Here is a 24,458-nt window from a genome sequence, read left to right on the forward strand (position 1 = left end):
CGTGCTCATGACTGGCCTCTGGGTGAAGTTGAATCAGTCGCCTGCGAGATGGGGGCGGTTCTGCGGCCCGGGGTGCTCGTAGTACAGATCCTCGACCGGTAACGGAAACGTGATGTCGTCACCGAACGGAGACTGCGAGCCGGGATTCTGCGCGAGCAACTCGTTGACCGGGTGTTCGGGGTAGTCCTCTTCCCAGTTCAGCTGCGGCGCTATGGTGCGCGGCGTAACCGTGCCTGCCATGTACTGCCCACCTTCTATGCGGTGCTGCGAGAGCTATGCGGTGCTGCGAGAGCAAATAACGCGTTTCTGATGCGAACAACCAGTGTGCCACGCGTCTGCGGGCACCTGAGCGCGGAGCTACTCGATCGCAGTCAGAGCGGCGCGCTGGTCGGCCCGGCCCGCGCGGACAACGCCGACAATCGCAATGACGAAACCGATCGGGGCGAGCATGCAACCGATATTGAGCCAGAGCGAGCGGTTGTCATCGCCCCAGAAGAAGGGCAGAACCGTTACTGACAGGAAGAGCAAGCCAACCGCAAAGACGGTGAAACCAACCCGGACCGCCCGCGAACGCGTTGCCTGCTGAGAGGGTGCTGAAGAACCATCGGTGTTATCAGCAACAGATGATGCTTGCGCGATAGACATGTCCACCAGTATCTCTGGTGCGAGGGATAGTGTGACCACGATATTCTGTGACATTGACGTCCGCACGACGTGCGGACGTTTTCTGTGTAGTACGACCAAGAGTAGTGGGGTGTTTCTCATGCCGTCCGGCAAGGTGAAGTGGTTCGACGGTGAGAAGGGCTTCGGCTTCCTCGCCGACGACGAGGGGGCCGACGTGTTCGTTCACAAGGACGCGTTGCCCGTCGGAGTTGCCGAGCTCAAACCCGGTCAGCGGGTCGAGTTCGGCATCGTGCAAGGGCGCAAGGGAAACCAGGCGCTCCAGGTCCGTTTGCTCGATCCGGTGCCGTCGGTGGTCAAGGCCACTCGTCGCCCGGCCGAAGAAATGACCCCGATCGTCGAGGATCTGATCAAGTTGCTCGACAAAGTAGGCAACTCGCTACGTCGAGGGCACTACCCGGACCGAGCCGAGGGTAAGAAGGTGGCGACCCTGTTACGGGCCGTCGCCGACAATTTGGAGTCCTGAGCAGTTCGATAGATCGCAGAAGGGGCTCCGGCGCATCGCCGGAGCCCCTTTTTGCTGCAATTCGCGAGCTCACTCAAAGTCTCGCGGTATCTCATTCTATGGGACGATATTCCCATATAATGAGAGCTGCGGTACCGTGTGCTTCGTGGAAGGCACTCGTCCAACGGCAGGCAGTCGGCGCTGGCTGATTCTCGCGCTGGGGCTCTTCGCCCAAGCGGCGACGTGCTCGTTCCTGTACGGCCTGCCGATGCTCGTTCCCCAGTTTCGAACCGACCTGCACCTGTCGTTGCCCGTGGCCGGCGCGGTGGTGGGCGCGCCCGCGCTCGGGCTGCTGCTGACCCTGATCGCCTGGGGAGCCCTTGCCGACCGCTACGGCGAACGATGGATCATCGTTTCCGGCCTCGCGCTGGCCGCGATCTTCTTGTTGTGGGCCACCCAGCTGGCCTCCGTCCTCGCCTTGTGCATCGCGCTTGTGCTGGCCGGCGCCTCGGCCGCCTCGGTGAACGCCGCAAGCGGCCGGATGGTGCTGGGCTGGTTCGCGGCCCATGAGCGCGGTCTGGCGATGGGCATCAGGCAGACCGGTCAACCGCTCGGCGTGGCCTTTGCGGCTCTGGTGTTGCCACCGGTCGCCCAGCGATGGGGGCTTGGCCCGGCCCTCGCGATCCCGGCCGTGACCTGCGCGGTGCTCGCTGTCCTCGTTGCGGCCTTTGCGCTGGACCCACCACGGCCTGCTATGCCCACGACATCAGGGGCCACAACATCAGGGGCCACGACATCAGATACAGCCCGCAAGGTCGCATCACCGTATCGGGTACCCACCTTGTGGCGTCTGCACGCCGCCTCGACCATGCTGGTCGTCCCGCAGTTCGCAGTATCGGGATTCTCGATGATCTACCTGGTCGGAGTGCGGCACTGGGATGCGACCGACGCCGGCAGGCTGCTGTTTTTCGCACAGGTGCTCGGGGCGTTCGGACGGATCGGCAGTGGAGTCTGGTCCGATCGGGTTGGCAGTCGGCTGCGCCCAATGCGTCAATTGGCAGTGGCCAGTGCCGCGGTGATGGTGGCCGCGGCGCTGTGTGACCGGATCTCGTCGCCGGTGGTCATCGTCGTGCTGGTACTCGGTGCGGTCATCACGGTTGCCGACAACGGATTGGCCTTCACGTCGGTGGCTGAAATCGCCGGATCGTCCTGGGCTGGTCGAGCTCTTGGCGCTCAGAACACCGCGCAGAACATCGCCGCCACACTCACCCCGCCGCTACTCGGCGCCTTGATCTCGGCACACGGCTACGCGCTCGGATTCGCGATTGCGGCGATCTTTCCGCTGCTCGCTATCGCGCTGACGCCCGTCGGCGACGAGCGTCGGTTCGCCGCCGCTCAGTCGCGAAGCGAACCGATCGCCGGAACCAGCCTCGCGGCGCGTGCCCGGCCAAGCAATTCTTCGATCGCGTCGTAGCCCTCATCGCCCAGATCGCGGCTGAACTCGTTCACGTACAGAGCGATGTGCTGGCGCTGGACGGCCGGGTCCATCTCGTCGGCGTGCTCGGCGATGAAGTCGGCAGAGGCCTGGGGATTCTCGAACGCGTAGTCGACTGAAGACCTGATCACCGTGCTGAGCAGCTCTGGATCGAGTTCGGGACGGGACGCGTCGCGGCGCGCGATGATCGCGCCGAGCGGGATGGGATGCCCGGTTGTGGATTCCCACCATTCGCCGAGGTCAGCGATCGCGGTGAGCCCGTATTGCGGATAGGTGAAACGGGCCTCGTGAATGACCAGACCTGCATCGTAATGTCCGTCTCGGACGCCGGGCATGATCTCGGCGAAGGGCACGATCTCAATCGATGCCGGCTGTTGGCCCTGGGCCCACAGCCGCATCAGCAGGTACGCGGTTGTCCGGTCACCCGGAACCGCAACCTTGGCGTCGTTGAGATCCGCACGAGCCTCGCTGGTCAAGACAAGGGGCCCGCAGCCCCTGCCGAGCGCACCGCCGCACGGCAACAGGCGATATTTGTCGAGCAGCCACGGCAGGGCCGCATATGACACCTTGACCACGTCGAAATCACCTCGCTGGGCGGCGTGATTGGTGACGTCGACGTCGGCGAACGTGACCTCTGGCACCGGAGCGCCGTCGATCAAGCCATGTGTCCAGGCGTGGAACACGAACGTGTCATTGGGGCAAGGTGAGAACGCTAACGACACGGCGGGGGTTGTCATGCTGGGTCTCCCTGAATTCTCAACGGTAACGGGCTGGCCAGCAGCCCGTCGAAGGCAGCCGTGAGGGCGGCCAGCGCTTCGGTGATCTGCCAATTGTCGCGGTTGCGGGGCCCGACCCGGTTGGAGATCGTCCGGATCTCGACGAATGGCACCCCGAACCTGCTCGCAGCCCGATGGACGCCAACACCTTCCATGGCCTCGGCGACCGCATCCGGATAAGCCGCGTGCAGTTCGTCGGCTCTGGCCTGACTACCGGTAACCGTGGAGACCGTCAGCACCGAACCGAGCACCGCGTCCGTCCGGCGCGAGACGAGTTCAGCCAGCGGCTGATCTATCTCGAAGCGGACGGGACCCCACCCGAGTTCGGCCATCGAGCTGAAGCCGGAGTCGGTTTCGGCGCCAAGATCGGCGTGTACGACGGCATGAGACACCGCGACCGATCCCACTTCTGCGGCCGGGAAGCCGCCGGCAATCCCGGCGCAGATCACCAAGTCATACGGGGAGTCATACCGGGAGTTATCGCGGGAGTCGGCGCTGGCATCAGAACGGGAGGACGGTGGCCGTAAGGCCCAACATGCGGCAACGGTCGCTGCCGGCAGTCCGACGCCGCTGGCCACCACGTCGACCACGCCCGCGGCCGTTGTCGAGCGCAGGGTGTCGACCTCACCGGCAGCCCCAGCTGTCGGGTTGCGACCCTTGAGCACGGCGTCGCGTTCGGCGCCTGCCGCCGTGACCACCAGGATGCGGGTCATCGGCTTGGCGCCATCTGCTCGAACACGACTACTGCTCGAGTTTGACCTGCACCAGCCAGGTTGTCAGCTGGTTCGAGGGACGTACCGCGGTGATCCGAACGAAGTAGCCGCCCTGGGCCTGTGGAACATTCAGCCGGGCCGTGAAGTCTCGGGTGGGTGCGGCCGTCCCCGCACCGTCGACGGTCGTCGACTTGCCCGTGCTGTCCTCGGTGAACGCGGTGGCGATCCAGCCGGCGTCGGCCAGATCGTGCGACACATCCACCAGGATGGTCGAGCCCGGCCGGACGGTCAGCTCGACGATCTTCGAGTCGTCCGAGCAAGTCTTGAGGAGCGCGCAGGGTTGCTGGGCAGACACTTTCTTCGCAGTAGATCCGCTGAACACGGTTACCGTCGGCCGCGGCTTCTGGCCGCAAGCGCTGAGCAGCATCGCGGCCGCGATGAGTGCGATGACCATCGCGATCGGACGGCCCGATCGGCGCGAGGCAACGGCGGGGATCGAGCGGTCTATCGACGAAGTCACGCACCGAGATTACCGGGGTGCGCCTCGCGCTCCGGGCGCACCGGCTGAGTGTGGCCTCGGGCACGTACCGCTCGTTCGCGCAGGGCCATGAACAGCGCGACGCCGACGGTAAGACCCGCGGCGACGCCGAAGCCGAGCTGGCCATTCGTGGAGGGCAGCAGGATGGCGATGGTCGCACCGAGCACCCAGGAAAGCTGCAGGAAGGTCTCAGAACGGCCGAAGGCGGAGGACCGCAGCGATTCGGCGACGTCGCGCTGTATCACCGCATCGAGGGAGAGCTTGGCGAGCGCGTTGCTGATGGCCGAGCACAGCGCGGCCACGATTGCCATTGGCAGCGAGAAGAACACCGCCGTTACGAGGCAGGCCACTGCGGCAAGGGCGTTGCACATCAGGATGATCAGGTCGGGACGAGCCATCTTGAGCCGGGTACCGATGCCGGTGCCCAGAAAGTTACCGACACCGGTGGCGCCGCCCATGGCCCCGAGGCTGGCGACCGCCTCCCACCCGTGGGAGGTCGCCTCGATGTAGAAGGCGAGGAAGAGGGTGATGAAACCGGACAGCCAGCGCAGTGTCGATTCACCCTGCAGGGCAAGGATCACCGGCTGGGTGAAACCACGCCTGGACCAGGCCAGTAGGCGTTGAACCGAAAACAGCCGCGCGGCCGGCGGTTCTTTCGCGGCTGACCGGGCGCGCTTTTCCACGTGCACGGCATCCTCGGGCAGCGTGTCCACGATCTTGGGCAACCGAAATGAGTAGAAGGCGGTAGCCGCGAAGGCGACGGCGGTTATCCAGAGACCGAGCGGGTAGGACCCGGTCACCTTGATCGTCACGCCGACGATGCCACCCCCAAGCAACGCCGCGGCCAGGCCGAAGATGCTCAACCGAGCGTTGGCCTCGACCAGCGTGAGGTTCGAGGGGACCAGCCTGGGGGCGGCCGAGGATCGAATGACGGCGTACGCCTTCGACAGCACCAGCGACCCGAGCGCTGCCGGAAACAGTACGTACAGGTCGGTGAAATTCTGTGCCATGACGATGGCCAGCAGCGCTCGGCCGATTGCCGTGCCGGCCATCAGCCAACGACGGCCGTGCTGGATCCGGTCCAGACCCGGGCCGATGATCGGTGCCACCAACGCGAATGGTGCCATCGTTATGAGCAGGTAGAGCAGAACGTTGCCGCGTTGGGCGTCCGACGGCGCGGAGAAGAACACTGTGCCGGCCAACGCGACCGTGACCATCGCGTCCGCGCCATAGGACATGACCTGGTTCCAGATCAAGGCCGTGAGCCCGGACTCGCGGGCTCCGTCCGCTTGACTCGCAGAGATGACCTTGTGGGCGACAAGCTTCGACAGGTATCGGCTGCGGGCCATCACGGCCCGGGTCACGGTCACATCGCCGGTGCCAGCCGGTCGGGCCGAGGCAGCCCTGGGTTCTCGTGGATCATGCTCGTTCGACTCGCGGCCTGCGAGCGCCCGCTTACCGGGATCGAGCTGCTCCGGCGGTTGCTGCCCGCCCGGCGGCTGGATGTGGTGGTAGGTGGGCTGGGAGAAACCGTCAGGGCTCGCGCCCCCCGCTTCCCAGTCAGTTCCCATGTCTCCATCCTGCCCCAAACCACCGACGGACGAGGCCGCCGCCTGGCTGAAATGGCGCCAGATCTGTGCAGTCGGGTGCCTACTCAAATGCCAATGAGCGACAATAGGCGTTGTGAGCGTCCAAACAGAGCGATTTCCGCAGAGCCCGATTGCCACCGAAGGTGCTGGCGAGGCCGCCGCGGACACGTTCGTGCTCGATGCCGAGTGCGCAGCAGCAGTCGAGTTGGCGCGGTCAGCCGCGATCGAGAACGCGAGCGAGACCGCGGTAGGCGAAGCGAGCGCTGTCGGTGAACACCTCGGTGTTCGCGCTGAGGGCGAACGGCTGGTCACGCACGCCTTTGCAGCCACCTTGCGCGGGTATGTCGGCTGGTTCTGGGCAGTCACGCTCGATCGTGCGCCGGGATTCGCGCCGACCGTCGCAGAGGTCGTCCTGTTGCCCGGTGATGTTGCGTTGCTGGCGCCCCCGTGGGTGCCGTGGAGTGAGCGGGTACAGCCGGGCGATCTCAGCCCCGGGGACGTATTGCCGACTGCACCCGACGACCCGCGGCTGGTGCCGGCCTACCTGCTCTCCGATGACCCACAGGTCACCGAGGTCGCCTTCGAACTCGGCGTCGGTCGCGTCCGGGTGCTGTCGCGCTTCGGGCGTCTGGATGCTGCCGATCGCTGGACGGCCGGTCCGGGCGGTCCAGATACGCCGATGGCCCGGCAGGCACCCGCGCCGTGCGGAACCTGCGGATTCTTTCTGCCGCTCGCGGGATCCTTGAGCGCCGCGATCGGGGTCTGCGCCAATCCCGTCACCGAGACCGATGGCCAGGTCGTGACGGTCGATCATGGTTGCGGCGCACATTCTGAAGCGGTGGTCGAGCCCAACCTCGAAGAGCTCGGAGCGGTGTTCGACGATGACGAGATTGATGTAGTCGAGCGCGATGATCTTGATTCAGAACTCGGGGAACCAGCCGCGGATCTCAGCGAGCAGGCGGTGATCGAGATCGAGTCGCCTACCGTCGATACTCTCCACGCCGCCGATTCCGGCGCTGTTGATGCTGATCACGAGGCACCCGACGAACAGCTCGGCCAGGCTGACATCGCGCAGCTCGACCAACCAACCGCGATCGAGAGCAGCGTCGAGCAGCCTGCGCCGAGTGACGCCGGGCAAGACAGCTTCTGACAGCACCGGCGTCGCCAACCGACCACGGCCATCGATCACTGCGATGTTGCTTCGGCTCGTTTCAGCTACCACCGCGTCAGCGCCTTTTCCGCATACGAACAACGGCAATTCGCCGGGCCGCCCCGCCGCCGTCTCGAGGTCGACCAGGTAGCGGCGATCGTTGTATTTGTGACGCCAGCTGCCAGCCCTGCCACGCACGGTCCGCAGCCTGACATCAGCCTTCGAGGTCTGTGCAGGGTCCGCCTTGACCGCTGACAACGAGATTTCAGCACGCTCGGTGCTCGGACGGATCGCCACCCGAATCCGATAACTGGCAACCGAGCGGTGCTCCCGGGCCGCAGCTTCCAGCTCCGAGCGCAGGCCCGCGGGCAGAGCTCGTCCGTACAGCTCACGCAACGAGGCATCAAGGCGACCGAGGTGGTCGCTCAAACCGGCGATGATGCCATTCGAGGCCAGCATCGTGTCGAAGATGCCGTCGTCCGGATCGACCACCTCGGGTAGCTCGGCCGACTCGGTATCGAGCTCGATGCCGCCGAGACCGAGCAGGGGAGCGGCTTTGATGAGGCATTCACGCCACTCGGCCATCGGCACCGAATCGGCGGTAATGCCTCCGCCAACTCCCAACTCGAAGCGGGAGGAAGGCGATTGCAAGTTGGCGACGTGCTCGGGGTTGAACTCGAAGGTACGGATCGCCACATTGAGGGTCGCGGTGTCGTTGGCGCCGAAATACCCGACGGCGCCGGTGAAAACTCCGCGGGGCACGGCCTCGAGCTCCTCGATGAGTCTGATCGCCCTGATCTTCGGCGCGCCCGTCACCGAGCCCGGTGGAAAGGTCGCTGCCAGTATTGCCGAATCGACTTCGCCGCCAAGCACGTCCGGACGAAGTCGGCCCGTGACTTCGCTGACGAGGTGCCAGACGCCGGGCGCGGGACGGATCGCCAGCAACGTCGGAGTGCGTACCGTGCCCGGCTCGCAGACCCGGGAAATATCGTTGCGCATGAGGTCGGTGATCATGATGTTCTCGGCACGATCCTTGGCCGAATGGCGCAGACCGACCGCGGCCGGGTCATCCAATCGATCGCCGGCCACCGTCCGGAGCGCGGTGCCCTTGATGGGAGCCGTGCTGAGGGTCGCACCGTCGCGATGCAAGAACAGTTCGGGTGAGAAACTCACGATCGTGCGGTGCGGGGTTTGCAGATAGGCGGCGTAGTCCGGCTCGAGCTGTTCGACGCCCGTGCTGAAGAGGTCGAGGGGGGAGCCGTGCAGCTCGCCGGTGAAGCGCGCGCAGACATTGACCTGGTAAAGCTGCCCGGCCCGAATCGCTGAGATGGCCCGCTCGACGGCAGCCACGTGCGTCTGCTCGGGGGTAGCGCTGACCCCGGCGAAGCTGAAAGCGGCTTGCGGCGCGCTCTCCGAGCCTGCTTCGGCCGAAGTCGCGATCGCCATGATCGTGGCCGCTAACTGCACCAAGTCTGTCTCGTCGGAAATGGTCTCTAGAAACCAATCGCCCACCTCGTCCTGGCGGAGCACGGTCTCGAAGCGCCCCCACCACGAGGTCGCGTCGTCGAAACCGAACCAACCGAACCAGCCGCCGCCGAGAGCCCCCGCCGGGCCGCTGGCCTGCAGCCGTGGCGGCGCGGTCGGACTGCCGCCCCCGCTGCCGCCCCCACTGACGCCGGAAAGAACTTGCCGCGGGGCCCAGGCAATCAGCGCACGTCCAGCAGCCCACCGTCCGCTCAGGTATGTCAACGCGCTCGCGTCGATTTCGCGGCTCGCGTTGAGGGCCCGCACCAACTGCCCTGCGGTCGTGATCAGGGCGAGGGGGTGAACCCGAATCTCAGCCAAGCCGACCTTCGTCCGAATGCTTACGGATCAGCGGAAACGCCGCAATCCCCAGCAGCCAACCGGCGAGGCAGGTCCAGAGCCAGACGCGGTGGCCGTGGTCGCCGAGCCAGTTCCAAAACGGCAACAGGGCGACAAAGGCCACGAAGAACAGGATCGTGCCGGCGAGGATGACCTTGCGGGCGTCGACGGAAAGCATCTCGACGTGCGCCGGTACGGGCCGATTAAACTGCGGTGATTCTGCAGATTCTGGCGTTTCCGCAGATTCTGGCGATCGTGGCGCACCGTTGTTCGCGGGTTTGTCTGCCGGTTCGGTCGAACTATCGCTCACAACTGGGCAGGCTACCGTTCCCGATGACAGCGAATGACGGAAGTCCATAGCGGATCGGATAATCGTTAGCTAGACTAACCATGTGCCGACCACCGTCCCCATGTCCGACACGGAGCTCGCGTCGAGCATCCGGCTGTCGATTCTGAAGATGACCCGGCGCCTGCGCTCGCAGCAGGTGAACACTTCGGTCACGCTCTCGCAACTGTCCGCGCTGGCGACGGTTGCCAGGTCCGGGCCGCTGAGCGCAGGCGAAATCGCTGCGATCGAGCAGGTCCAGCCGCCGTCCATGACCAAGATCCTCGCCTCGTTGGAAGCCGATGGCCTGATCGATCGTGGCGCCCACCCGGAAGACCGGCGGCAGTCGATCATCTCCATAAGCGATGCCGGCCGCGACCTGCTCGACAATGAAACCCGCGCCCGTGACGAATGGCTGGCGCTCCGACTCGCGGACTTGAGCGAGGCAGACCGTGACAAGCTGGCGCAGGCTACCGAGGTATTGAACCGGCTCGGTTCATAGGTGCGCGCCCGGTCCGTTGAAGCCACCCAGGAGGCATTGGCAGAAGCGGGTGAACCATCGGCTGCCCGCTTGCCAGATGGCCGCAAACCGCGGGTAAACCCCTTTCAATCCTTGAGGGTTCGCAACTATCGGTTGTACGCCGGCGGCCAGTTGGTGTCGCTGACCGGGACGTGGGCCCAACGCGTTGCCCAGGACTGGCTGGTCCTGCAACTCACGAACTCCGGCACCGCACTGGGTATCGTGACCGCGTTGCAGTTCGGGCCATCCCTGCTCTTGTCGATGTATGGCGGGGCGCTGGCCGACCGTGGCAACAAGCGGCGGCTGTTGTTGTTCACCCAGACCTCGATTGCCCTCACCGCTCTGGTGCTCGGCTTGCTCGACGTCTCCGGTCTGGTCCAGATCTGGCACGTCATGGCACTTGCCGCTGTCCTCGGGGTGGCGGGCGCGATAGATACCCCCATTCGGCAGTCTTTCGTCGTCGAGATGGTCGGTCAGGAGGACCTGCCGAACGCGGTAGCTCTGAACGCGACGATCTTCAATCTCGCTCGCATCATCGGACCTGCCATTGCAGGAGTTTTGATCAGCGCGGTGGGTACCGGGTGGGCCTTCATCGGGAACGCCGCGTCGTCTATCGCCGTATTGGCTGGTCTGTTGCTGATGCGTCCGGCCGAGTTGTTTCCATCTAAACCCGTCGTTCGCGAGCCCGGTCAATATCGAGCGGCGCTGCGCTACGTCACGAGCAGGTCTGACTTGATCTTGCCGATGGTGCTGGTCTTCGTAGTCGGAACGTTCGGTATGAATTTCCAGATCACTATCGCGCTCATCGCCAAGCAGGTGTTTCATCGAGGCGCGGACGCCTATGGCTTGCTGTCCACGCTGCTGGCCGTGGGCGCGACGTTGGGCGCGCTAGGCGGGACGTTCCGGCGTAAGCGCCCGTCGAGGACCTTTCTGATCCTGTCCGCCGTGGGATTCGGCGTCTTCGAAATCATCGCCTCCGTGATGCCGAGCTTCGCCCTGATGGGCGCGGCTCTCGTTCCCGCAGGTGCGGCCATGATCGTGTTCGCGCAGTCGGCCAATGCGATGGTGCAGCTCGGCGTCGAGCCGACCATGCGCGGCCGGGTGATGGCGTTGTACCTGATCTGCTTCCTCGGCGGCACCCCGGCCGGCGCCCCGATAGTCGGCTGGGTGGCCGAGCAGTTCGGGCCGCGCTGGGGGATGTTGGGAGGCGGCATCATCTCGTTGGTCATCACGATCGCCATCGGTCTGTGGCTTGTGGCTCGCCGCCGAATTGGCTTCAGCGGCCTGTGGGGGCGCTTCGCTATCGTTCGGGCGTGACATTCCCGGCGCTCACCGATCCGACCGACCCCAGGCTGGACGATTTCCGGGCTCTGATCGACGCCGATGTACGCGCCGATCGCCGCGGCGTCGTCATAGCCGAAGGCGTCAATGTCGTCGAGCGCCTGCTGCGGTCTAACTATCGCGTGCGAGCGATCGTCGGGGTCGAGTCGAAGTTGACCGCGCTGAGGCCCACGATCACTGAATCAGCACCCGTGCCGGTGTATTGCCTCGACAAGTGGGCGCTGTCCGATCTGGTGGGCTTCCGGGTCACCAGGGGCGTACTCGCCGCGGCAGATCGTCCTGCTGTCGCGGACCCGGTCGAACTCGTTGACCAAGGGCGCCGTTTCGTGGTGCTCGAAGGTATCAATGACTTCGAGAATCTTGGTTCGATCTTTCGTAACGCTGCCGCGTTCGGCATCGACGGCGTGCTGCTCGATCCACGCTGCGCAGACCCCTTGTACCGGCGCAGCGTGCGGGTATCGATGGGCTACGTCTTCTCGATGCCCTTTGCGGTGCTGGCCGATCCGTGGCCGCAGTCACTCGCCGTGCTACGCGGGGCGGGCGTGCAGCTACTCGCAATGACCCCTCGTGCCGATGCGAAGTCGATAGGTTCACTCGCTGCGCCGCCACGATGGGCGGTACTTCTGGGCGCCGAGGGGCCAGGCCTGTCGGAGCCGGCGTTGGAGATGGCGGACGAATGGGTCCGGATACCGATGGCCGATGGCGTCGATTCGCTGAATGTCGCGACCGCCGGTGCCGTAGCTATGGCCGCATTGCTCTCGTCCTAGGGGCTCGTCCTAAGGGGCTCGTCCCAACGGCTTTCGTTCTAAGGGCCGCTCAGTCGGACTTGCGGCGTACCCCGAGCAGGATGTCGTCCCAGGATGGCATTCGCGGCTTGTCGCCGGCGCGTCCAGAGCGGCGGTGGCTGTTGTCGCCGCCCGACTGGTCAGCGGCGGGCTCATCGGTCGCCGCGCTCGGATCGCCGGGCTGATCCCCCGACTGTCGCTGGTCAACGTTCGCACCCAGATCGAGCGGCAGCGGGGGCTCGTGCCAACCACCGTTACCGGCCGGATCTGCCGCGTCCTGGTCGAACAGGTCGTCGAACATCTCGTCATCCATCGGCACCGGAATCGGGTGCGTGTGGGCCCGTTGCCGCCGCGACGGCAGCCGCAGCGGTGAGCGGCTGTGCGACGACGGCGGGGGCGCTACGACCGCTAGCGGAGTGCGCTCAGCCGGCGCGTCCACGGTGCCCCCTGCGGCGTCGTCACCCCCGTCGCCAATCCGGTCGCCACCAAAGCCACTGTCGTCCTCAAGAGCGTCGTTCTCCCCGTCTGGGTCGCCGTCCGAGTCGCGCGCTGGGGCCGTGTCTTCGGCCGTCACCTGCGAGGCTCGCTCCGGTTCAGCCGGTGCGCGCAACACGCTCAGCGGCCGGCCGGTGAGCAGATCGGCGGCGACATCGTTGAGCGCAGCGACCGACCGGTTGAGTAGTGCGAATGAGAACTTGGCCAGCAGTGGAGCATGGTCGCCGGAAAACGTCGGCGCGATGAAATCAGCCACGACCGTCCAGCCGCCGTCCGGCCGACGAAAGGAATTCCAGACGACGGTCGACGGCTCGGTGCCGATCGCGGCGACCCGATGATCGAACAGCTCCCCGAAGTCCACGGTCTGCCCGTCGCCGTTGCGCGCTCGACCCCGCCGCGCCTCGTCGACGACGCGGATCCGCTCCTGGAGTACGGGGTAGGCGAATCGCATGATCCGGTCCAGCGGCACACCGGCCTCGTCGGCGAGGGTCTGGGCTTCCTCGCCGGCTCGAACCCGCATCTGAATGTCTCGTGGCCGGATGTCGATCATGGTTTCCTTCCCACCGGTCGTTGGTCCCCCGGAGGGCCCAGCCGGCCCCGATGCTCCCGCCGTGTCGGGGTGTGCGGCTCGTACCAATCGCTCGTCCACCAGCAGGCTGAACTGCTCCGCGCCGTCCGCAGTCTGGACGATGACGGTGCCGTCATCTCCTGGACCCACGAAATGGAGCTCTCGCATTGTCCGACCATACGTTCTCCGGGCCGGTCAAGGGCAGCGTCCACGCCGATCGCCCGAACATAGGTAAGCCGAGAACTCGGCCCCGATGCCCTCAGATGCGAGGTATGAGGTAATCGATGCAAGCGGTCAATGCGCTGACGTCATCGGGATCGATCGCCGGGAACATCGCGATGCGTAGTTGATTGCGGGCGAGGCCGCGGTACGGCTCGGTGTCGAGGATGCCGTTGCTGCGCAACGTCATTGCCAACCGCGCGGCGTCGACATCGGCGCTGAAATCGATCGTCGCGACGACGCTGCTGCGATTCGCGGGCTCAGAGACGAAGGGCTGAGCGTAGTTCGACGCCTCGGCCCACGCGTACAGCCGCTTGGACGACTCCGCGCTACGGCCGGTGCTGTGCTCGAGGCCGCCCGCGTCGAGAATCGCCTCGATCTGGTGGGCCAGCAGCCACAGCGTGGCGATCGCCGGGGTGTTGTATGTCTGATCCTTCGAGCTGTTGTCGATCGCGATGCTCAGATCCAACGAAGGCGGTAACCACCGACCGGAAGCTTTGATCGCAGCGACCCGCTCCAGAGCCGCCGGCGAGAAGAAAGCCAACCACAGACCGCCTTCGCCGGCGAAGCCTTTCTGAGGTGCGAAGTAGTACACGTCGGACTCGGCCAGATCGACCGGCAGCCCGGCCGCGGCCGAGGTGCCGTCGATGAGATGTAGTTGATCGGCCCTCGCGCCGGGCACCCGCTTTACGGGCGCCATCACACCGGTCGAAGTCTCGTTGTGGGGCCAGGCGTAGCTGTCAACGTCGTCTTCGAAGACCGGGCCGGCGACCGAACCCAGCTCGGCCGAGCGGACGGTGGGTTCACCGAGAAAGGGCGCACCGCGGGTGACAGCAGCGAATTTTGCGGAAAATTCTCCGAACGCCAGGTGCTGGGCGCGGTGACGGACGAGACCGAAGGCCGCAGCGTCCCAGAATGCCGTAGACCCGCCGTTGCCGAGTACGACCTGGTAACCGGCCGGCGGCTTGAATAGCGCCATCAGGCCCGCCCGGACGCGCCCTACGAGGGTCTTCACCGGCGGCTGGCGATGAGAGGTGCCCATCACCTTCACACCTCGCACGGCGAAGTCCGCCAGCAGCGCGGGGGGAACCTTCGATGGTCCCGATCCGAAGCGCCCGTCCCGCGGTAAGAGCTCGGCAGGGATGGCGGGTGTCGGCGGGGCGGCAGTCACCAGACAATCATCCCAGGTGGCCGCATGCTCATTTTCCTGACCTCAGGTACCGAGAACCCGCCGCAGGTAGTCGTTGCTGAACCGGCGATCCGGATCCAACACATCGCGGACCTTGACGAATTCGTCGAAGAGCGGATACAGCGGCGCCAAGTTCTCAGCCACCCTGAAGTGGGCCTTGCCCCAGTGCGGACGACCGTCCACCGACTGGACGATGCGCTCGAAGGCGAGAAAGTATTTCTCGTACGCACGACGGTGATATTGGTGCACAGCGACATAGCAGGTCTCGCGTCCATACGCGGTTGACAGCGCGATGTCGTCGGCCGCGGCAAACCGGACCTCGACCGGAAAGCCGACCTTTTCACCGCTACGTTTGAACCAGCCCTCGAGTTCATCGATCACGTAGGACATCGTCTTGCGCGGCAGCGCGTACTCCATCTCGTGGAATTTGACCCTGCGCGGCGAGGTGAAGACCCGATAGGACCGATCGGTGAACTCCCGCGACGTGAGAGCGCGGGCGGCGATGCGGTTGGCCGTCCGGATCAGACCCGGACGCGCGGTGGTGACGCGGTTCATCGCCTCGAACACCGTGTTGGCCAGGAACTGGTCGTCGACCCAGCCCTTGATGCGTCCGCGTCGTCGCTTGGCGGCATCGAGCGCAATGCGGTTGTTGGTCTTGGTCAGAACGCGCCTGGTGTGCGGAAACCAGTAGAACTCGAAATGATCATTGTTCGCCACGGAGGCGCCCACGGTCTCCAGTAGCGCGTCGTAGCTGCCCGGAGTCTCAACGGCATGCAACGCAAACGCGGGCTCGCATTGCAGGGTCACCGCCGTGATCACACCGAGGGCACCAAGCCCGACCCGGGCTACGGCGAAAACCTCAGCGTTCTCGGTCGGCGAACAATTCAGCACCGCGCCGTCGGCAGTCACCAGCTGCAAGGCGCGAATCTGGGTCGCGAGGCCGCCGAACTTCACGCCAGTGCCGTGCGTGCCTGTCGAGATTGCGCCACTGATCGTCTGCGCGTCGATATCGCCGAGGTTCGACAGGCCGAGCCCCATGTTCCACAGCGCGGTGTTGAGCTCGCCCAGCGTAGTGCCGGCGGCGACGGTCACCAGGCCGGTGGACAGGTCAGCCGAGGTGATGCCCCGGAACTGATCGAGAAACATCATCACACCGCGGGTCCCACCGATGTCGGTGAAGCTGTGGCCAGCACCAATCGCTTTGACCGAAAGGTCGTTCTCGCCCGCACGGCGAATCTCGTCAGCGATCTCGTCGGCCGTGCGCGGGTGCGATACGCGGCGCGGCGTCACCGAATAACTGCCCGCCCAGTTGCTCCAGGTACCCGAATTCTCCGCCATCCTGCGCCCGACTATAGGACGCCTGCCGCGGCCGGCCGAGAGTGACCTCCCCTACAGTGCCCACATGGTGTCATCCCAGGCCGACCGGATCTCGGCCGCGAACGCGGAGCTGCGTCGTAGCCGCCTCGGGGCGAGTCTTGCCTTCGGAGCGCAAGGGCTGTTGTTCGCCGTGTTGTTGACCCACGTACCGCAATTCAAGTCTGCCTTCGATGTTGGCGACGGCGGCATCACCATCGTCATCCTGGTGGTATCGATCATCGCCGGCGCGGGCAGCATCGGTGCCGAGGCAGTCGCGGCGAGGTTCGGTTCGAAGCTCAGCCTCCAGTTGGGCCTGATCTGGATCGGGCTGGCCGCGCTGGCCATTGCCGCGTCATCCACCTCAGCCCTCGGGCCGAGCCGGGTCCTCTTCTTCGGCGGCTTTGTCGTATACGGCTTCGGCCTGGGTGCCGTCGATGCAGGCACGAACATGCAGGCGGTGGCGATTCAGTTCCGTTACGGGCGCAGCATCCTGACGTCATTTCATGCCTGTTGGTCAGCAGGCGGCATCATCGGCGCGCTGTATGTCGCGGGGACCGAGCGGCTGCAGGTGAGTCTCGGTACGTCAATTGCCATTGCGGCGTTGGTGGTTACCGCGCTCGGGCTGCTCGCAGGACGAATACTGCTGCAGTCAGACCCTGGCCCCGCTACGACGACCGGCGGCTCGCAGAACCCGTCACCCGCCGTGTCGGTGCCATGGCGGCCCATTCTGTTGTTGGGGGCTGCGATGGTGTGTTTCTACGTCACCGACGCCGGTGCCGGCTCGTGGGCCACCACGTATGCGCATGATGTCTTGAAGGCCTCGTCCTCGTTGGCTCCGGTTGCCTTTGCGGCCTATCAGTCGACAGCGCTGGTGTCGCGGATGGCGGGGGACCAGGTCGTTCGCCGGATCGGCATCGAGCCGACGGTACGGATCGGTGCGGTGGTCGGAGCCGCCGGGCTGCTGGTGGCCATCTGCGCGCCGTCGCCGTGGATTGCCATCGTCGGGTTCGCCATCGTCGGTTGTGGATTGCCGGTGGTGGCACCCTTGTGCTTTTCGGCCTGCGGGACCTTGGCGCAAGGCCAGCCGGACGCTGTCGTGGCGACCGTGGTCGCTCGGGTAAACATCTTCAACTACGTGGGCTCGATCATCGGTGGAGTCGCCGTCGGCGGTATCGGAACCGCGACGAGCCTGCGCTACGGCTTCATCGTGCCGGTGATACTCGCGTTGGCCCTGCTGTTCCTGGCGCCCGCCTTCGATCCGAAACCAATCACTCAAGCGAAGGCGGCGGTGCGGTGAGACGCGGCGGTGCAGTGAGACGCGGCGGTGCAGTGAAACAGAGCCGTGCAGCGAAACGGAACCGTGCGGTGATCGGCACGACGGCGCACCGGCTCACCGCGGCAACCGCGCACCTTGACCCGCCGCTGGCCGTGCTGGATGTGGCGGCGCTTGAACGCAACGCCACCGATCTGATCCGGCGCGCCGACGGTAAGCCGATCCGACTCGCGAGCAAGTCGATCAGGTGCCGCTGGGTGTTGGAGAACGTGCTGGCCAGGCCAGGGTTTTCCGGGATCATGGCGTATTCGCTCCGCGAGGCGATCTGGCTCGTCCGGAGCGGTTTCACCGATGTGCTTGTCGGGTATCCGAGCGCCGACCGCGGCGCCCTCGCTGAGCTCGGGACTGACGACCAGCTACGCGCTCAGATCACCTTGATGGCCGATGACTCCCGGCAGCTCGACTTCATTGCCGAGCATGGCGGTTCCGGGCGGCTTGACGCAAGCGAAGCGAGCGGGCAGCCATTTCGAATCTGTCTCGACATCGACGCCTCACTTCGAATCGGCCCAGCCCATCTGGGCGTTCGCCGATCGCCCATCCGCACACCTGTACAAGCAGCTCGGCTGACCACCGATGCGCTGCGGCGTAAGGGCTTCTCGGTAGTCGGCCTGATGTTCTACGACGCGCAGATCGCCGGCCTGCCGGACACCTCGCCGGCGGTTGCGTTGGTGAAACGGCGCTCGGCCGAGGATCTGGCCGTTCGGCGTTCGGCCGTAGCGGCAGCCGTACGCACGGCCGGTGCCAACCTGTTGTTCGTCAACGGTGGCGGCACCGGCAGCGTCGAGCTGTCAGCGGCCGATCCGACGGTGACCGAGATAACCGCCGGGAGCGGGCTCTACTCGCCAACCTTGTTCGACGGCTATGACAACTTCGAGTCCGATCCGGCCCTGTTCTTTGCACTACCCGTCGTTCGGCGACCCGCCCAGCACATTGCCACTGCCTTCGGCGGCGGCTACATCGCCTCCGGTCCCGCCAAGAAATCGCGCCAACCCCAGCCGGTCACCGATGGGCTGAAGCTCATCGGCACCGAAGGGGCCGGCGAAGTCCAGACACCGCTGCGAGGCCGCGGGGCCAGGTCGTTGGACGTCGGAGACCGGGTCTGGCTACGGCATGCCAAAGCAGGCGAGCTGCTCGAGCGCTTCGACACCGTGCACCTGATCGCAGGCTCGAGCGTCACCGACGAGGTGCCCTCCTACCGCGGTGAGGGCAAGAACTTCGGGTGATCGGCCAGCAGATGTAGCTACTGGTGGGCGATGTTGTCCCAGCCCTCGACGTCCTTCGGGCTGCGCGGGTCCGGACCGATGTAGCGGGCGGACGGCCGAACCAGACGGCCGGTCTTCTTCTGCTCCATGATGTGCGCGCACCAGCCAGCCGTACGGGCACAGCTGAAGAGGGCGGGCATCATGTGCGGCGGTACCTCGGCGAAGTCGAGGACGATCGCCGCCCAGAATTCGACGTTGGTCTCGATGGGGTGGTCGGGCCGGCGCTCGCGCAGTTCCTTCAGCGCGGCCTGTTCCAGTGCGACTGCCACGTCGTAGCGCGGGGCGTTGAGCTCCGCGCAGGTCCGGCGAAGAACACGCGCTCGCGGATCTTCGGCGCGATAGACCCGGTGTCCGAAGCCCATCATCCGTTCCTTGCGGTCCAAGATGTCTTTCACTACCTTGGCCGCGTCACCGGTTCGCTCGACCTCTTCGATCATCGGCAGCACACGAGCCGGCGCGCCACCGTGCAGCGGACCGGACATCGCGCCGACCGCACCTGAAATGGCGGCTGCCACGTCGGCGCCGGTCGAGGCAATGACCCGGGCGGTGAACGTGGAGGCGTTCATACCGTGTTCGGCAGCAGAGACGAAGTAGGCGTCGACCGCCGCGACGTGTGCCGGATCGGGCTCACCGCGCCAGCGGGTCATGAATCGTTCGACGATGGTGCGTGACTGGTCGATCCGGGCCTGCGGCACAGCAGGAGCGCCGACGCCGCGGGCGGACTGGGCGACGTAGGACAGCGCCATCACCGAGGCGCGGGCAGCCTGTTCGCGGGCCTCGTCGTCACTGATGTCGAGCAGTGGCCGGTAGCCCCAGATGGGCGACAGCATTGCCAGGGCAGCCTGAACGTCGACTCGGACGTCACCGGTGTGGACCGGGATCGGGAATGGCTCCGCGGGCGGTAGACCAGGCCCGAACTTGCCGTCCACGAGCAGCGCCCAGACGTTTCCGAACGTGACGTGGCCGGCGAGGTCTTCGATGTTCACGCCCCGATAGCGGAGCGCGCCGCCGTCCTTGTCGGGCTCTGCAATTTCGGTTTCGAATGCGATGACGCCCTCGAGTCCGGGGCTGAAATCGTCGGACATGCACAATCTCCGATCATCTGTCAGATCAGCGACGCCCGGACTGTTCTCGGCCGTGCTGGGTGCTGAGCCGTTCGGTCGCGCCGGGGATGACCGGGCTTCCAACCGGCCATTCTTGCCTATCTTCCTGAACGTCAGCTATGCAGGTCCGCCCCGGCGGCGGCTTGGGACCAGCGGGCACTACCGTCCGGCAGGTGTAATTGATCCCCAGTGCGGCATTGGCCCGCCCTCGACTGGGAAGATGTAGTTGTGAACAACGCCCCGGGCTCCGACGGCGCCGGGACCGCTCCCCGCGATCTCGCCACCGTGCGGCGCTCATACCAAGCCGGTGACCTGACCGAGGATTCGCTGGCGCCGAGTTGGCTGGAACAGTTGCAACGCTGGTACGACGAGGCTGCAGCGCATCCGGCAATCACCGATCCGAACGCGATGCAGCTTGCCACCGTGGAGCGCGATGGCTCGGCAGATGTCCGCACCGTGCTCGCCCGCAGCTTCGATCAAACCGGAATCGTCTTCTACACAAACTACAACTCGGCCAAAGGACGTCAACTCGCGTTGCGTCCGACAGCCGCGGCCGTGTTCGCATGGCTGCCGCTGGAGCGTCAGGCACGTTTTCGCGGCGAGGTCTCCAAGGTCAGCGCTGCCGAGACCGAGGCATATTTCGCCTCTCGGCCGCGTGACGCCCAGATCGGCGCCTGGTCATCGCCGCAGTCCGAGGTCATCGCCGGACGTCACGTCCTCGATCAACGACTAGCCGCCTACACCGCGCGATTCAAAGGGCGCGACGTCCCGCCGCCGCCGGACTGGGGCGGGTATCGGATCGCAGTCTCGGAGATCGAATTCTGGCAGGGCCGGCCGTTCCGCCTGCATGATCGGTTGCGATACCGCCGGGTAGTGACCGCGACAGCCGCGCACGGCGAGCGTTGGATCGTCGAGCGGCTTGCTCCGTGAGCTCTAGCGACAACGCCGGCGCCGACCAGGAGCATGGCGGCGGCTTCCGCAGCTGGTTCGGTCATCACGCGGTGGACACCCGTCCGTTGCAGATCCCAGCGTTCCGTCGCCAGGTGATGGGGCAGGGCACCGCCTTCATCGGATCGATGTTGACCCAGGTCGCGGTCCCCGTCCAGGTCTATGACCTGTCCCACTCCTCGCTGCAAGTCGGCTTGGTAGGTCTGGTCGGCTTCATCCCGCTGGTCATCTTCGGCCTCTACGGTGGCGCGATCGCCGACGTGGTCGATCGGCGAACGCTGTACTTCTTGTCCTCGGTCGGCGTTTGGCTCGTCACCCTCGGGCTGCTCGCGCAGACCGTGCTGCACGCCAACAGCGTCCCGCTCATCCTGGGCCTGATGGCAGTGCAATCGGCGCTGTTCGCAGTCTCCTCCGCTGCCCGCGGCGCGATCATCCCGCGGATCGTCGGTAAGGAGCTCGTACCGGCCGCCAACACCTTGACCTTCACGGTCAGCAGCGTCGGTCAGGTGATCGGCCCGCTCATCGCAGGTGTGCTCGTGACCCGAACCAATGGTTTCCAGTACGCCTACAGCATCGACGCGATCCTGTTCACTATGGCGTTGTACGCGGCCCTGCGGTTGCCACACATCCCACCGGACGGGATGGCTCCGAAGGCGGGCTTCCGGTCGGTCATCGAGGGCTTGTCCTTCATCGCGGTCCGTCCGGTTCTGCTGATGTCCTTCGGTGTCGACATCGTGGCCATGGTCTTCGCCATGCCGCGTGCGTTGTACCCGCAAGTCGCCGCGGACCGCTGGCATGGTCAGGTCGGCCCGCTGTACGCCGCGATCGCGATCGGCGCAGTGATCGCCGGCCTTTCCAGCGGCTGGATCGGTCGGATCCGGCGTCAAGGAGTGGCGCTCACCGGCGCCATCGTTGGTTGGGGGTTGTGCGTGGCCGCGTCGGGGCTGGCACATCAGCTGTGGCTGGCCGTTCTGCTGTTGGCCGTGGCGGGTGCCGCTGACCTGGTCAGCTCGGTGTACCGGCAGACGATCCTGCAGACGTACGCGCCGGACGAGATGCGTGGCCGGATGCAAGGGGTCTTCATCGTCGTGGTGGCCGGCGGGCCGCGCCTCGGCGATCTCCGCGCCGGTGCGACGGCAGCGGCAACGTCGGTCACGTTCTCCTGGGTCGGCGGCGGTCTGATGTGTGTCGTCCTCGTGATCATTGCAGCGGTGATGGTCCGGCCGTTCTGGCGTTACGACGCGCAGGCTGTCCGCCCGGGCGAGTCGGCGGAGCCAGACGCGGCTCCGGTGTCGGGGCAGGCAGCACAGGGGGAGATGTCTGACCCGGTCAGCCTGTTGGATGCGGCTGTCGCCGACGCGCAGGAGCGCTGACCCTCAGGACGATGCCACGTTGGGTGGTTGCGCGGCCCGATACCGTCTGCAATATGGCGATCACCGGGCAGGCGTTCGAAATTCGGGCGGGTCAGTATCGGGCGAGCATCTCCGAGGTGGGCGCAGGCCTCGCTGGGTTGTGGTTCGGCGACCGTCCGATCACGTCGCCTTGGCCGGACGGAGTGCTGCCACCGATGTCCAGCGGTGCCGTCCTGCTGCCATGGCCGAATCGGATCGCCGATGGCAAGTACTCGTTCGGCCCGAGCGATTTTCAGCTGCCGCTGACCGAACCTGCCCAGCACAACGCCAGTCATGGCCTGACCCGCTGGGTGCGGTGGGATCTCGCTGGGCAGGACACCGACCACGTCACCGTCAGTCATGATCTGGTGCCGCAGACCGGTTACCCATTCGAGTTGAAGTTCGAGATTCGCTATACCGTGTCCGCTGAATCTGGGTTGACCGTCGGCCTCAGGGCGCAGAATCATGGCGCCGCGACTGCCCCGTTCGGGGCTGGGTTTCATCCCTACCTCGACCTTGATGGCCATGACATCGCCGACGCCGAGATCGAAGTGCCGGCCTCGACGATGCTGCTCACCAATGACCATCAGATTCCGACCGAACGCCAGCCCGTCGCCGGTACGCCTTACCAGCTGAGCCCACTGCGCCGGGTCGGCGACCTGCAGGTCGATCATGGTTTCACCGACCTCACTGGTTCGCAGGCCACGATCAAGGCCGGCGGGAATGTCACCGAACTCTGGTGGAGCGAGGAATTCAAGTATGTTCAGGTCTTCAGGCCCCCCGTGGAGCGTTTCAAACGAACCGCGATCGCAATCGAGCCGATGACCTGTCCGGCCAACGCGTTCAACTCCGGCGCCGGTTTGATCGAACTGTCGCCTGGCCAGAGTTGGTCGGCCGAGTGGGGCATCCGCGCCGCGGTTGGTCAACCGAGCGCTTTGTAGTCGGCAAGGGCGGCATCCCGCTCGACGGCGTGATCGACGATTGGTTCGGGATAGCCCGCCGGCGCGCCGTTGGGATCTGACCACGGCTCGTGAATCACCCTGGCGCCCAGATGATTCAGCTCGGGAACCCAACGCCGCACGTAGTCCCCGTGCGGGTCGAACTTCTTGCCCTGCAAGGTCGGGTTGAAGATCCGGAAGTACGGGGCAGCGTCAGTTCCGCTTCCGGCCACCCATTGCCAGCCGTGATTGTTGCTGGCCAGGTCGCCGTCAGCGAGGTATTGCATGAAGTGCCGCGCGCCCAGAGTCCATTCCAGGCGAAGGTCCTTGATCAGAAAGGAGGCCACGATCATCCGTACCCGATTGTGCATCCAGCCCTCGGCGCGTAGCTGGCGCATGCCCGCATCGACGATCGGATAGCCGGTTTGGCCAGCGGCCCACGCCGCGAAGCGATCCGTCGCCGGTTTGCCCGAGCAATACGGTAATCCCTTGAGCCGGGGGTGGTAGTACTCGCGAGCCGAGTCGGGGCGGCGGTACAGCACATCGGCGTAGAACTCCCGCCAGGCAAGCTCCTTGCGGTAGACCTCCCGCCCACTGCGGTCGAGTCGGCCGCTGTCGCCGTCGCCGTGACCGTCGCTGTCGCCGTGACCGGGGCGTTGCGGCCTTTCGTTCAGTGCCCTCAGCAGGGTTCGGGGATGGATCGTGCCCCACTTGAGGTGAACTGACATCCGCGAGGTCGAGTCCAGATCGGGTCGGTCGCGCTGGTCGGCGTAATTGTCGATTCCCTTGGCCATGAAGGTCGTCCACCGCTTCAGCGCAGCGTCCTCGCCGACGTCCGGAAGCGTCAATCCGCCGGGCAACGACGGATCCTGCGGGATCGAATCACTGTTCGCCTGCAGCCAGCGCACGGCCGGTTTCGGGTGGGGTGCCTCCCAGCCCCGGTCCAGCCACGCACGATAGAAGGGCGTGAATACCTGGTAGGGCCCACCTGAGCCGTTTGTCACCGTCCCCGGCTCTACCGCATACGGCGACCCCGTCCGGACCAGTTGGGCTCCGATGTCCTGCAGGGCCACCTCGACGGCGTCATCCCGAACGGAGCCGTAGGGACCGAAATCGTGCGCGCAATGGACCCTGTCTGCATGTATCTGGCGACACAGTTGCGCGAGCACACTCGCCGGCTTACCGTGCCGTACGACGAGCCGCCCGCTCAGTTGGTCGTTCAACGCCCGCAGCGTTCGGTACAGCATGGCCAAACGGACGTCACCAGCCGGTCTCGCCAATGCCGGGTCGAGGACAAAGACGCCCAGCACTGCGTCGTCCTTGGCGGCTTGGGCCAGGGCAGGGTTGTCGCTGACCCGCAGATCTCGGCGAAACCACATCACGGTCGGCATTCATCGACCGTATGCGACAAAGTCCGCAACCGGTGAGCGGGATT

At 65.6% G+C, this 24,458-nt stretch carries 23 protein-coding genes and 1 pseudogene; 11 read left to right on the forward strand and 13 right to left on the reverse strand.

Annotated elements, in window-relative coordinates; genetic code table 11:
• Positions 1-33 precede the first annotated feature (33 nt).
• Together ACSMXN_RS02705 and ACSMXN_RS02710 are read right to left on the reverse strand one after the other, a co-directional pair.
• A complete protein-coding gene (locus ACSMXN_RS02705) occupies positions 34-240 on the reverse strand; it encodes a hypothetical protein (protein ID WP_022913735.1) in 207 nt (68 codons plus the stop codon).
• Positions 241-357: 117 nt separating this feature from the next.
• Positions 358-645, reverse strand: a complete 288-nt coding sequence (locus ACSMXN_RS02710; RefSeq protein WP_155958404.1) for a hypothetical protein — start codon at positions 643-645, stop codon at positions 358-360.
• Positions 646-763: 118 nt separating this feature from the next.
• Between ACSMXN_RS02710 and ACSMXN_RS02715 the strand changes: the two genes are divergently transcribed.
• Together ACSMXN_RS02715 and ACSMXN_RS02720 are read left to right on the forward strand one after the other, a co-directional pair.
• Entirely contained in the window at positions 764-1,147 is a 384-nt protein-coding gene (locus ACSMXN_RS02715; RefSeq protein ID WP_022913737.1) for a cold-shock protein, read from the forward strand.
• A 145-nt stretch (positions 1,148-1,292) separates the two neighbouring features.
• Positions 1,293-2,600, forward strand: coding sequence for an MFS transporter (locus tag ACSMXN_RS02720; RefSeq protein WP_196811309.1), 1,308 nt, complete (start codon positions 1,293-1,295; stop codon positions 2,598-2,600).
• Here the strand turns inward: ACSMXN_RS02720 and ACSMXN_RS02725 are convergent.
• The 4 genes from ACSMXN_RS02725 to ACSMXN_RS02740 are packed head-to-tail and all read right to left on the reverse strand — an operon-like array spanning position 2,522 to position 6,219.
• Positions 2,522-3,358 carry a 1,4-dihydroxy-6-naphthoate synthase gene (locus tag ACSMXN_RS02725; protein ID WP_022913739.1) on the reverse strand — a complete coding sequence of 279 codons (837 nt, stop codon included), beginning with the start codon at positions 3,356-3,358 and terminating at the stop codon, positions 2,522-2,524. The two genes, ACSMXN_RS02720 and ACSMXN_RS02725, sit on opposite strands and share 79 nt — an antisense overlap.
• On the reverse strand, positions 3,355-4,110 hold the full coding sequence (mqnB, locus tag ACSMXN_RS02730; protein WP_022913740.1) for a futalosine hydrolase: 756 nt from the start codon (positions 4,108-4,110) through the stop codon (positions 3,355-3,357). Before mqnB ends, ACSMXN_RS02725 begins: the two co-directional genes overlap by 4 nt.
• Before the next feature lie 28 nt (positions 4,111-4,138).
• Complete coding sequence (locus ACSMXN_RS02735) at positions 4,139-4,630, reverse strand: DUF2771 family protein (protein WP_022913741.1); 492 nt, start codon at positions 4,628-4,630, stop codon at positions 4,139-4,141.
• A complete protein-coding gene (locus ACSMXN_RS02740) occupies positions 4,627-6,219 on the reverse strand; it encodes an MFS transporter (protein WP_022913742.1) in 1,593 nt (530 codons plus the stop codon). Before ACSMXN_RS02740 ends, ACSMXN_RS02735 begins: the two co-directional genes overlap by 4 nt.
• A 148-nt stretch (positions 6,220-6,367) precedes the next feature.
• Here ACSMXN_RS02740 and ACSMXN_RS02745 point away from each other — a divergent pair, with 148 nt between their 5' ends.
• A complete protein-coding gene (locus tag ACSMXN_RS02745; protein ID WP_081649164.1) occupies positions 6,368-7,387 on the forward strand; it encodes a DUF3027 domain-containing protein in 1,020 nt (339 codons plus the stop codon).
• On the opposite strand, the pseudogene ACSMXN_RS02750 reads toward ACSMXN_RS02745, so the two are convergent.
• Both ACSMXN_RS02750 and ACSMXN_RS02755 read right to left on the reverse strand, forming a co-directional pair.
• Positions 7,292-8,833, reverse strand: a pseudogene (locus ACSMXN_RS02750) (chorismate-binding protein); the annotation flags it as partial. The gene ACSMXN_RS02745 and the pseudogene ACSMXN_RS02750 sit on opposite strands and share 96 nt — an antisense overlap.
• A 391-nt stretch (positions 8,834-9,224) precedes the next feature.
• Complete coding sequence (locus ACSMXN_RS02755) at positions 9,225-9,560, reverse strand: DUF2530 domain-containing protein (RefSeq protein ID WP_051148898.1); 336 nt, start codon at positions 9,558-9,560, stop codon at positions 9,225-9,227.
• Positions 9,561-9,642: 82 nt separating this feature from the next.
• Here ACSMXN_RS02755 and ACSMXN_RS02760 point away from each other — a divergent pair, with 82 nt between their 5' ends.
• From ACSMXN_RS02760 to ACSMXN_RS02770, 3 genes are read left to right on the forward strand one after another with little or no spacing between them, the layout of a single operon-like run.
• The gene (locus ACSMXN_RS02760; protein WP_455407681.1) at positions 9,643-10,077 is read left to right on the forward strand and encodes a MarR family winged helix-turn-helix transcriptional regulator; all 435 of its coding nucleotides are present in this window, start codon (positions 9,643-9,645) and stop codon (positions 10,075-10,077) included.
• Complete coding sequence (locus ACSMXN_RS02765; RefSeq protein ID WP_022913747.1) at positions 10,078-11,412, forward strand: MFS transporter; 1,335 nt, start codon at positions 10,078-10,080, stop codon at positions 11,410-11,412.
• Positions 11,409-12,203 carry a TrmH family RNA methyltransferase gene (locus ACSMXN_RS02770; protein WP_022913748.1) on the forward strand — a complete coding sequence of 265 codons (795 nt, stop codon included), beginning with the start codon at positions 11,409-11,411 and terminating at the stop codon, positions 12,201-12,203. Before ACSMXN_RS02765 ends, ACSMXN_RS02770 begins: the two co-directional genes overlap by 4 nt.
• Positions 12,204-12,252: 49 nt before the next feature.
• On the opposite strand, the gene sepH is transcribed toward ACSMXN_RS02770, so the two are convergent.
• From sepH to ACSMXN_RS02785, 3 genes are all read right to left on the reverse strand, one after another.
• Positions 12,253-13,452: a septation protein SepH gene (gene sepH, locus ACSMXN_RS02775; RefSeq protein WP_022913749.1), complete on the reverse strand. Its 1,200-nt coding sequence runs from the start codon at positions 13,450-13,452 to the stop codon at positions 12,253-12,255.
• A 91-nt stretch (positions 13,453-13,543) separates the two neighbouring features.
• On the reverse strand, positions 13,544-14,674 hold the full coding sequence (serC, locus tag ACSMXN_RS02780) for a phosphoserine transaminase (RefSeq protein ID WP_022913750.1): 1,131 nt from the start codon (positions 14,672-14,674) through the stop codon (positions 13,544-13,546).
• A gap of 42 nt (positions 14,675-14,716) precedes the next feature.
• On the reverse strand, positions 14,717-16,030 hold the full coding sequence (locus ACSMXN_RS02785; RefSeq protein ID WP_022913751.1) for a D-arabinono-1,4-lactone oxidase: 1,314 nt from the start codon (positions 16,028-16,030) through the stop codon (positions 14,717-14,719).
• Between the two features lie 64 nt (positions 16,031-16,094).
• Between ACSMXN_RS02785 and ACSMXN_RS02790 the strand changes: the two genes are divergently transcribed.
• Both ACSMXN_RS02790 and ACSMXN_RS02795 read left to right on the forward strand, forming a co-directional pair.
• Positions 16,095-17,345: an MFS transporter gene (locus ACSMXN_RS02790; RefSeq protein ID WP_022913752.1), complete on the forward strand. Its 1,251-nt coding sequence runs from the start codon at positions 16,095-16,097 to the stop codon at positions 17,343-17,345.
• Positions 17,346-17,416: 71 nt separating this feature from the next.
• Entirely contained in the window at positions 17,417-18,604 is a 1,188-nt protein-coding gene (locus ACSMXN_RS02795; RefSeq protein ID WP_035944031.1) for an amino acid deaminase/aldolase, read from the forward strand.
• A gap of 17 nt (positions 18,605-18,621) precedes the next feature.
• Here the strand turns inward: ACSMXN_RS02795 and ACSMXN_RS02800 are convergent, their stop codons facing one another.
• Positions 18,622-19,728: a citrate synthase 2 gene (locus ACSMXN_RS02800; RefSeq protein WP_022913754.1), complete on the reverse strand. Its 1,107-nt coding sequence runs from the start codon at positions 19,726-19,728 to the stop codon at positions 18,622-18,624.
• 246 nt (positions 19,729-19,974) lie between these two features.
• Here ACSMXN_RS02800 and pdxH point away from each other — a divergent pair, with 246 nt between their 5' ends.
• Genes pdxH through ACSMXN_RS02815 form a run of 3 tightly spaced genes read left to right on the forward strand, consistent with a single transcriptional unit; the run spans position 19,975 to position 23,026 of the window.
• Entirely contained in the window at positions 19,975-20,676 is a 702-nt protein-coding gene (gene pdxH, locus ACSMXN_RS02805; RefSeq protein WP_051148912.1) for a pyridoxamine 5'-phosphate oxidase, read from the forward strand.
• Positions 20,673-22,067, forward strand: a complete 1,395-nt coding sequence (locus tag ACSMXN_RS02810) for an MFS transporter (protein WP_022913756.1) — start codon at positions 20,673-20,675, stop codon at positions 22,065-22,067. Before pdxH ends, ACSMXN_RS02810 begins: the two co-directional genes overlap by 4 nt.
• Positions 22,068-22,120: 53 nt before the next feature.
• Entirely contained in the window at positions 22,121-23,026 is a 906-nt protein-coding gene (locus tag ACSMXN_RS02815; protein WP_022913757.1) for an aldose 1-epimerase family protein, read from the forward strand.
• On the opposite strand, the gene ACSMXN_RS02820 is transcribed toward ACSMXN_RS02815, so the two are convergent.
• Positions 23,008-24,414, reverse strand: a complete 1,407-nt coding sequence (locus tag ACSMXN_RS02820) for a cryptochrome/photolyase family protein (RefSeq protein ID WP_022913758.1) — start codon at positions 24,412-24,414, stop codon at positions 23,008-23,010. The two genes, ACSMXN_RS02815 and ACSMXN_RS02820, sit on opposite strands and share 19 nt — an antisense overlap.
• Between the last annotated feature and the right edge of the window lie 44 nt (positions 24,415-24,458).

This window comes from Parajatrophihabitans canadensis, from assembly GCF_053764775.1.

Excerpts from the sequence above, each read along its gene's own strand:
- ACSMXN_RS02790 (WP_022913752.1), top strand. The coding sequence starts at position 16,095 with ATGGTGTCATCCCAGGCCGACCGGATCTCGGCCGCGAACGCGGAGCTG.
- sepH (WP_022913749.1), bottom strand. The coding sequence starts at position 13,452 with ATGCGAGAGCTCCATTTCGTGGGTCCAGGAGATGACGGCACCGTCATC.
- ACSMXN_RS02740 (WP_022913742.1), bottom strand. The coding sequence starts at position 6,219 with ATGGGAACTGACTGGGAAGCGGGGGGCGCGAGCCCTGACGGTTTCTCC.
- ACSMXN_RS02815 (WP_022913757.1), top strand. The coding sequence starts at position 22,121 with ATGGCGATCACCGGGCAGGCGTTCGAAATTCGGGCGGGTCAGTATCGG.
- ACSMXN_RS02705 (WP_022913735.1), bottom strand. The coding sequence starts at position 240 with ATGGCAGGCACGGTTACGCCGCGCACCATAGCGCCGCAGCTGAACTGG.
- ACSMXN_RS02820 (WP_022913758.1), bottom strand. The coding sequence starts at position 24,414 with ATGCCGACCGTGATGTGGTTTCGCCGAGATCTGCGGGTCAGCGACAAC.
- ACSMXN_RS02800 (WP_022913754.1), bottom strand. The coding sequence starts at position 19,728 with ATGTCCGACGATTTCAGCCCCGGACTCGAGGGCGTCATCGCATTCGAA.
- ACSMXN_RS02785 (WP_022913751.1), bottom strand. The coding sequence starts at position 16,030 with ATGGCGGAGAATTCGGGTACCTGGAGCAACTGGGCGGGCAGTTATTCG.
- ACSMXN_RS02725 (WP_022913739.1), bottom strand. The coding sequence starts at position 3,358 with ATGACAACCCCCGCCGTGTCGTTAGCGTTCTCACCTTGCCCCAATGAC.
- ACSMXN_RS02715 (WP_022913737.1), top strand. The coding sequence starts at position 764 with ATGCCGTCCGGCAAGGTGAAGTGGTTCGACGGTGAGAAGGGCTTCGGC.
- ACSMXN_RS02710 (WP_155958404.1), bottom strand. The coding sequence starts at position 645 with ATGTCTATCGCGCAAGCATCATCTGTTGCTGATAACACCGATGGTTCT.
- mqnB (WP_022913740.1), bottom strand. The coding sequence starts at position 4,110 with ATGACCCGCATCCTGGTGGTCACGGCGGCAGGCGCCGAACGCGACGCC.